The following is a 6,126-nucleotide window of genomic DNA, read 5'->3' as shown; positions in this document are numbered from 1 at the left end:
GTGCGGGCAGTTGAACAGGAATGGCATGGGCGCCAGCAGGGAAAGCAGCAGGCTGCCCTGGGTCAGTGCCTGACGTCCCTGGCCGAGATCCCCGACCATCACCTTGGGCTGGCAGTGGTAATAGGCACCCCAGGCGCTGGCATCGTCACCCACCTTGTCGGCTTGGGCGGGAGCCAGCTCGACCGGGGTGAGGTGCAGGCGATGGAAGCTGTTGCGCAGCTTGGCGGTGCCGGTGAACACAACGTAATCGAGGTCGTTGTCACACAGCAGGCGGCACAGCGCGGCAAACATCAGGCGGGCGTTGCCTGGTTCGCTGCAAGCCAGATTGCCCACCTCGACGATGCGATCCCGCCGGGCGCGTACCCCCAATCGGATTTCGATGGAGGCCTCTATGGGGTGGTCCAGATACTGTTCCAGATAGAGATGCTCGGTGCTGGCCAACTTGAGGCCACAAGCACCCACCAGGATGCCATCTGCCCGATAGAGACCGAGCAGGCAGGGCAGGAAATGGGGAATGCGGGCGTCGAACTCGTGGCTGTAGGCCGCCTGTATGTAGGCCTGCAACGCCATGACCTGCTCTTGGGTATCGGCCAGCACCAAACGGTAGGGTGCTTGAATGTCTGTGGTCATGGATGGCTCCTTCTGGTCTGTTGCTGTCAGACTAAATGGGCAAACTTAAGAAACCCTTAAGAGGGGAAAATAAGTGTCGATTTGTACCGGTAGGTGGTGAAAAACAGGGTTGTCAGCCAAATGGCAGGGCGTGATCCCCGGGGACAAACCCCTTGTCAGCGGCGGTCAGGGCAGGCAAGCTGGCGCCCATTTCGAGCCCATCCCGGATTGGGCCAGCCACTCTTGTGAGGAAACCCCATGTGCCCGTCCCCTTGCCCGCTGTGCGGTGCAGTCGACTCCTATGTGCTGCCGGTGGCCGGCAAGCAGTACCATCGTTGCCAGGCCTGCGAGCTGGTCTGGCTGGATGCCAGCGGTCATCTGGCACCAGCGGCGGAGAAGGCGGTTTATGACGGTCACGATAATCAGGTGGATGATCCCCGTTATCGCGCTTTTTTGATGCGGGCCTTTGGCGAGGTGTTGAGTCGGGTGCCGCTGCCTGCCAGCGGTCTCGATTTCGGTTGCGGCCCGGGTCCGGCGCTGGTGGCCATGGGCACAGAGGCGGGCTACGAGATGGCGGGTTACGACAAGTTCTATGCCGACTTCCCTGAGTTGCTGACGCGAGAGTATGACTTCATCACCAGCACCGAGGTGATCGAACATATCGCCGAGCCGCGCGCCGTGCTGGACGGGCTCTGGGACTGCCTCAAGCCAGGCGGCATCCTGGTGTTGCAGACCCAGCGGGTGCTTAGCGACGAGCGTTTCAGGAACTGGCGCTACCGCCACGACCCGACCCACATTGTTTTCTTTGCCGAGGCCTCGTTTCGCGCCCTGGCGGCCCGCTGGCAGGCCGACGTTCTCTTTCCCCATGCCGATGTGGCCGTCATCACCAAACCCTGAGCGGGGCGTTTTCATTTACCGCCGAGTTGGGCATGCTGATGGCCTGACCGCAGGACGTTGCTTCCCCGTTTATCATCGCACTGGCGCGGCGAGCCGCGACGAGGCAGCGAGCGCGGCACCCTGAAACCAAGGAGTGGTTTTTCATGTCGATCCCCCACCTCTCGCTGATGGACGCCCGTCATCTGCAACTGGCGGCCCAGTAGCTGCTGACCCCGCGCCTGCAATACGGCGCCATTCCCGCCCCCCTGCTGGCCCTGTGGCGCGATCTCGACGGCTCCTGATGGATGTGATCGATACTGCCCTCGGAACTAAGCGGCAAAGGGTGTCAAGGAGGACAAGATGAACCGAGCCATGCGGCTGTTGATAGGATTGGGGGCGTCGTTGCGACGGTTTGCCAAGTGACATCGAGCTGCTGATGAGCGAGAGCGGTCTGCTCACCCTCACCCAGCCCAGTCGCAAGGGCTGGCCATGTGTCTATGAGCTGGCGATAAGTCTCAATCAGGTATTCATCGACTTTCAGGGCAGTGATGACAGCGACGAGGTGATGCGCAGATTCTTGCCGCCGGTGAAGTGAACGGCATAAAAAAACCGGGCACTTGGCCCGGTTGGTCATTCAGTCAGGATGCGCTTACTGGAATACCAGCACCATCAGCAGACCGACGGTAATGGCAGACACCAGGAAAGCGAAGCCATAGAACACATAGTGGTGCAGCTTGGTGGTGTGGATCCCGAGATCGTGCAGGCCGTGGTAGATACGGTGCATGCCGTGCCAGATGGGCAGGGCGATGATCACCAGCAGGATGCAGGCACCCCACCAGGAGCTGGCGAACTCGAGTACACGTTCGTAGCTCATGGTCTCCACGTCCATGATGCCCATGGGCACCAGCAGACCTGTGATGAGGACAATCACCGGCAGCAGCATGGCAACCACCATGCCACCGGCACCAAACAGACCCCAGTAAATGGGTTCGTCAGAACGTCTCATTATTTTCTCCTCAAGCCACGATGATCAGGATCAGCAGGGATACCACTGCCAGCGCCACATACTGGGCGATAACGATAGGCTTCTCCGGCACCAGGTCTTCACCACGGAAGATGCGCATGGCCTTGGGCGCCAGGGCGAACCAGGTCTTGGCGTGGAACAGGCAGGCTGCCAGTGCGATCACGTGGAACAGGATGGCCACCGGGCTTTGCAGGGATTCCAGCCAGCCGTTAAATGCTTCCTGACCCTGGACCAGACGCAGCAGACCCCACATCAGCACGACGGCATAGATGGAGACGAAGATGCTGGTGCCTTCGCGGATCATGTAACCGGTGTAGAAGGCATTCTTCAGCCACCAGTCTTTCTTCATTTCGCGGACGTAAGGCTTACGTTTGCTATTGGTGTTGTTCATGGTCTCATTCCTGATCTCAATCTGGCTTGAACATGGCGATCATGTAGTCCTTGGCGCTCTCGACCTTGCCAAGCTGGATGGCTGCGGCCGGATCCACACCCTTGGGGCAGACATCGGAGCAATAACCCACGAAGGTACAACCCCAGACGCCTTCATCCTGGCTGATGATCTTCATCCGCTCTTTGGACGCGCTGTCGCGGTTGTCGGCGTTGTAGCGATAGGCCAACGCCAGTGCCGCCGGACCGGTGAACTTCTTGTTGATGCCATATTGCGGGCAGGCGGCGTAGCACAGACCACAGTTGATGCACTGGGAGAACTGGTGATACTGGGCCATTTCAGCAGGGGTCTGCTTGTATTCGCCATCACACAGGCTGCGCGGTTCGCTCGGGATGATGTAGGGCTTGATGCTCTCCAGCTTCTCGATGAAATCGGACATGTCGACCACCAGATCGCGCTCGATCGGGAAGTTGTTGAGCGGCTCTATGGTCATCTTGCCTGGCAGATAGTCGCGCAGGAACGCTTTGCAACCCAGCTTGGGTACACCGTTGACCATCATGCCGCAGGAGCCGCAGATCGCCATCCGGCAGGACCAGCGGAAGCTCAGGGTCGAGTCCAGGTGATCCTTGATGTATTGCAGGGCATCCAGCAGAGACATCTCTCTGAGGTACGGTACCTGGAAGGTTTGCATCCAGGGTTCATTGTCCTGCTCTGGGCGGTAGCGCAGGATTTCAATTTCAATCATCTCAGCCATTCTTCTTAGCCTCGTCTTGTTTCTCACCCTCGGAACCGTACACGCGCTTGGCCGGTTGGGATTTAGTGATCTTCACATCGGAATAATCGATGGTCGGGGCGCCTTCCGGTGCGTAGAAGGAGAGAGAGTGCTTGAGGAAGTTCACGTCATCACGCTCCTCATAACCGTCCAGACGCTGGTGGGAACCACGAGACTCTTTACGGTTGATGGCGGAGTGAGCCATGGCTTCGGCCACGTCCAGCATGTAGCCCAGTTCGATGGCGTACAGCAGGTCGGTGTTGAAGACAGAGGACTTGTCGTTGATTTTGACCTTTTTGTAACGGGCTTTCAGCTCGTTAATCTTGTCGATGGTGCCCTGCATCAGCTCTTCGGTACGGTAGATACCGACACCGGCTTCCATGGACAGGCCCAATTCGTTGCGGATATCCGCCGGATTTTCGGTACCGTCGATGTCCATCAGCGAGAGGTGCTGTTTGATCAGCGCTTCAGCTTTGGCGAGCAGGGCTTCGGTATTGCCGTGCTGCTGAGTCGCTGCGAACTCGGCAGCCTGTTCACCCGCCAGCTTGCCGAATACCACGATCTCGGACAGGGAGTTGGAACCCAGACGGTTGGCACCGTGCAGACCCACAGAAGCACACTCGCCTGCGGCATAGAGGCCTGGCATGCGGGTTGCGCACAGACTGTTGGTTTCGATACCACCCATGGTGTAGTGGGCAGTCGGACGTACCGGGATCGGCTCTTTGGCCGGATCCACACCCACGTAGGCTTTGGCCAGTTCGCAGATGAAAGGCAGACGCTCTTTCAGGTACTTCTCACCCAGGTGGCGCAGGTCAAGGTGAACCACATCGCCCATCGGGCCCTGGATCACGCGGCCTTTTTGCTGCTCTTGCCAGAATGCCTGAGAGAGACGGTCACGCGGACCCAGCTCCATGTGTTTGTTTTTTGACTGGCCAATCGGCGTTTCCGGGCCCAAGCCGTAGTCTTGCAGGTAACGGTAGCCATCTTTGTTCAGCAGAACACCACCCTCACCACGGCAACCTTCGGTCATCAGGATACCGGTACCAGGCAGGCCGGTCGGGTGATACTGGACGAACTCCATATCACGCAGCGGTACGCCGTGACGATAAGCCAGCGCCATGCCGTCACCGGTGACTATGCCACCGTTGGTGTTGTAGCGGTAAACACGACCCGCACCACCGGTAGCCATAATCACGGATTTGGCCTGGATGAAACGGGTAATGCCGTTCTGGATGTCAAAGGTCAGAACACCTTGTACACGGCCATCATCCACGATCAAATCGAGACAGAAATGCTCATCGAAGCGCTTGATGGTCGGGTATTTGATAGAGGTCTGGAACAGGGTATGCAGAATGTGGAAACCGGACTTGTCTGCTGCAAACCAGGTGCGGGGGATCTTCATTCCACCAAAAGGACGCACGTTGGCTTTGCCATCCGGCTTGCGGCTCCAGGGGCAACCCCAGTGCTCAAGTTGGACCATCTCTTTGGTGGCGTTGTTGACGAAGTAGTCGACCACGTCTTGCTCGCACAACCAGTCACCACCGGAAACGGTGTCATTGAAATGGTTTTCGAGGGAGTCGTCATCGCGTACTACGCCTGCCGCACCGCCTTCCGCAGCCACTGTGTGGCTACGCATCGGATAGACTTTGGAAATCAGGGCGATTTCGAGTTCCGGATGGGCTTCTGCAATGGCGATAGCGGCACGCAGGCCAGTACCACCGGCACCGATGATAGCAACATCGGTCTTGATAATATCCACATCTGCCTCCTTAAGGGATAGATTTGCTGGGCACGATTTTGCGCTATAAAAAAAATTCAGGCTTGATGCAAGTCAAACTGGTTTGTTTTAGTGCTTGGCAATGGTGACTTTTATCAAAATCACCCCATTCCCTGGATGAAAACGCCGTAATTATCGCCATCCTTCAGTTATCGGTATCAGCCGCTGTTATTGCTATGGTTATTTTAAGCTCAGGATTATATGTAGTTTTCTTTCAAAAAAATGAGAAATGCCTCTCTTTTTAGGTATTACCCATAAAGTTTTTAAGTTTTTTATCAAAAATATTTAATAAGAATTATTCACTGATTGGCTAATGGCGCGAAATGGTTAGAAAAACTAATCATAAAGTTGGTGGTGATGCGTTGCTTTATGACGAGTTTCCGCATCGTATGGGAATGTCCATTCCCATCACCCTGAACGTTAATGTGGTAATAACTATTGAAATAAAAGCATTTTTTCATAAAAAAGGGGCCTGTGTGGCCCCTTTGCTTTGCGCTGTTCAGATGCGGAACATGCCGACCTGATTGCTCAGTTCACCTGAAATATTTTTCAGTTGCTCAGACAGATGGCGAGAGCTGTTGGCGTCTACCGCCAGTTCGTCCGAGACATCCTTGACTGCCTGGATGTTGCGGCTGACCTCGTCGGTCACGGCGCGTTGCTCCTCGGCGGCACTGGAGATC

At 56.6% G+C, this 6,126-nt stretch carries 7 protein-coding genes and 1 pseudogene; 2 read left to right on the top strand and 6 right to left on the bottom strand.

Features of this window, described 5'->3' with window-relative positions; translation table 11 throughout:
- On the bottom strand, positions 1 to 630 hold a 630-nt coding region (locus AAC083_RS15280; protein WP_108537044.1), incomplete at its 3' end, for a thermostable hemolysin.
- Between the two features lie 237 nt (positions 631 to 867).
- Between AAC083_RS15280 and AAC083_RS15275 the strand changes: the two genes are divergently transcribed.
- Together AAC083_RS15275 and AAC083_RS15270 are read left to right on the top strand one after the other, a co-directional pair.
- A complete protein-coding gene (locus tag AAC083_RS15275) occupies positions 868 to 1,506 on the top strand; it encodes a class I SAM-dependent methyltransferase (RefSeq protein ID WP_108537043.1) in 639 nt (212 codons plus the stop codon).
- A 415-nt stretch (positions 1,507 to 1,921) separates the two neighbouring features.
- A complete protein-coding gene (locus AAC083_RS15270) occupies positions 1,922 to 2,080 on the top strand; it encodes a hypothetical protein (RefSeq protein WP_181364770.1) in 159 nt (52 codons plus the stop codon).
- A gap of 54 nt (positions 2,081 to 2,134) precedes the next feature.
- On the opposite strand, the gene frdD is transcribed toward AAC083_RS15270, so the two are convergent.
- The 5 genes and pseudogenes from frdD to AAC083_RS15245 form a co-directional block, all read right to left on the bottom strand.
- A complete protein-coding gene (gene frdD / locus AAC083_RS15265) occupies positions 2,135 to 2,491 on the bottom strand; it encodes a fumarate reductase subunit FrdD (RefSeq protein ID WP_042034677.1) in 357 nt (118 codons plus the stop codon).
- Positions 2,492 to 2,501: 10 nt separating this feature from the next.
- On the bottom strand, positions 2,502 to 2,900 hold the full coding sequence (locus tag AAC083_RS15260; RefSeq protein WP_042034676.1) for a fumarate reductase: 399 nt from the start codon (positions 2,898 to 2,900) through the stop codon (positions 2,502 to 2,504).
- A gap of 16 nt (positions 2,901 to 2,916) precedes the next feature.
- Positions 2,917 to 3,651 carry a succinate dehydrogenase/fumarate reductase iron-sulfur subunit gene (locus AAC083_RS15255; protein ID WP_108537042.1) on the bottom strand — a complete coding sequence of 245 codons (735 nt, stop codon included), beginning with the start codon at positions 3,649 to 3,651 and terminating at the stop codon, positions 2,917 to 2,919.
- A complete protein-coding gene (frdA, locus tag AAC083_RS15250) occupies positions 3,644 to 5,428 on the bottom strand; it encodes a fumarate reductase (quinol) flavoprotein subunit (RefSeq protein ID WP_042034674.1) in 1,785 nt (594 codons plus the stop codon). The genes AAC083_RS15255 and frdA overlap by 8 nt, the downstream gene beginning before the upstream one ends.
- A 517-nt stretch (positions 5,429 to 5,945) precedes the next feature.
- Positions 5,946 to 6,126: pseudogene (locus tag AAC083_RS15245) on the bottom strand (methyl-accepting chemotaxis protein); the annotation flags it as partial.

It is taken from the genome of Aeromonas sp. HMWF014 (assembly GCF_963878295.1).
In the GTDB taxonomy this organism is placed as follows: Bacteria; Pseudomonadota; Gammaproteobacteria; order Enterobacterales; family Aeromonadaceae; genus Aeromonas; species Aeromonas popoffii.
This window is presented reverse-complemented; position numbering and strand designations above follow the sequence as displayed.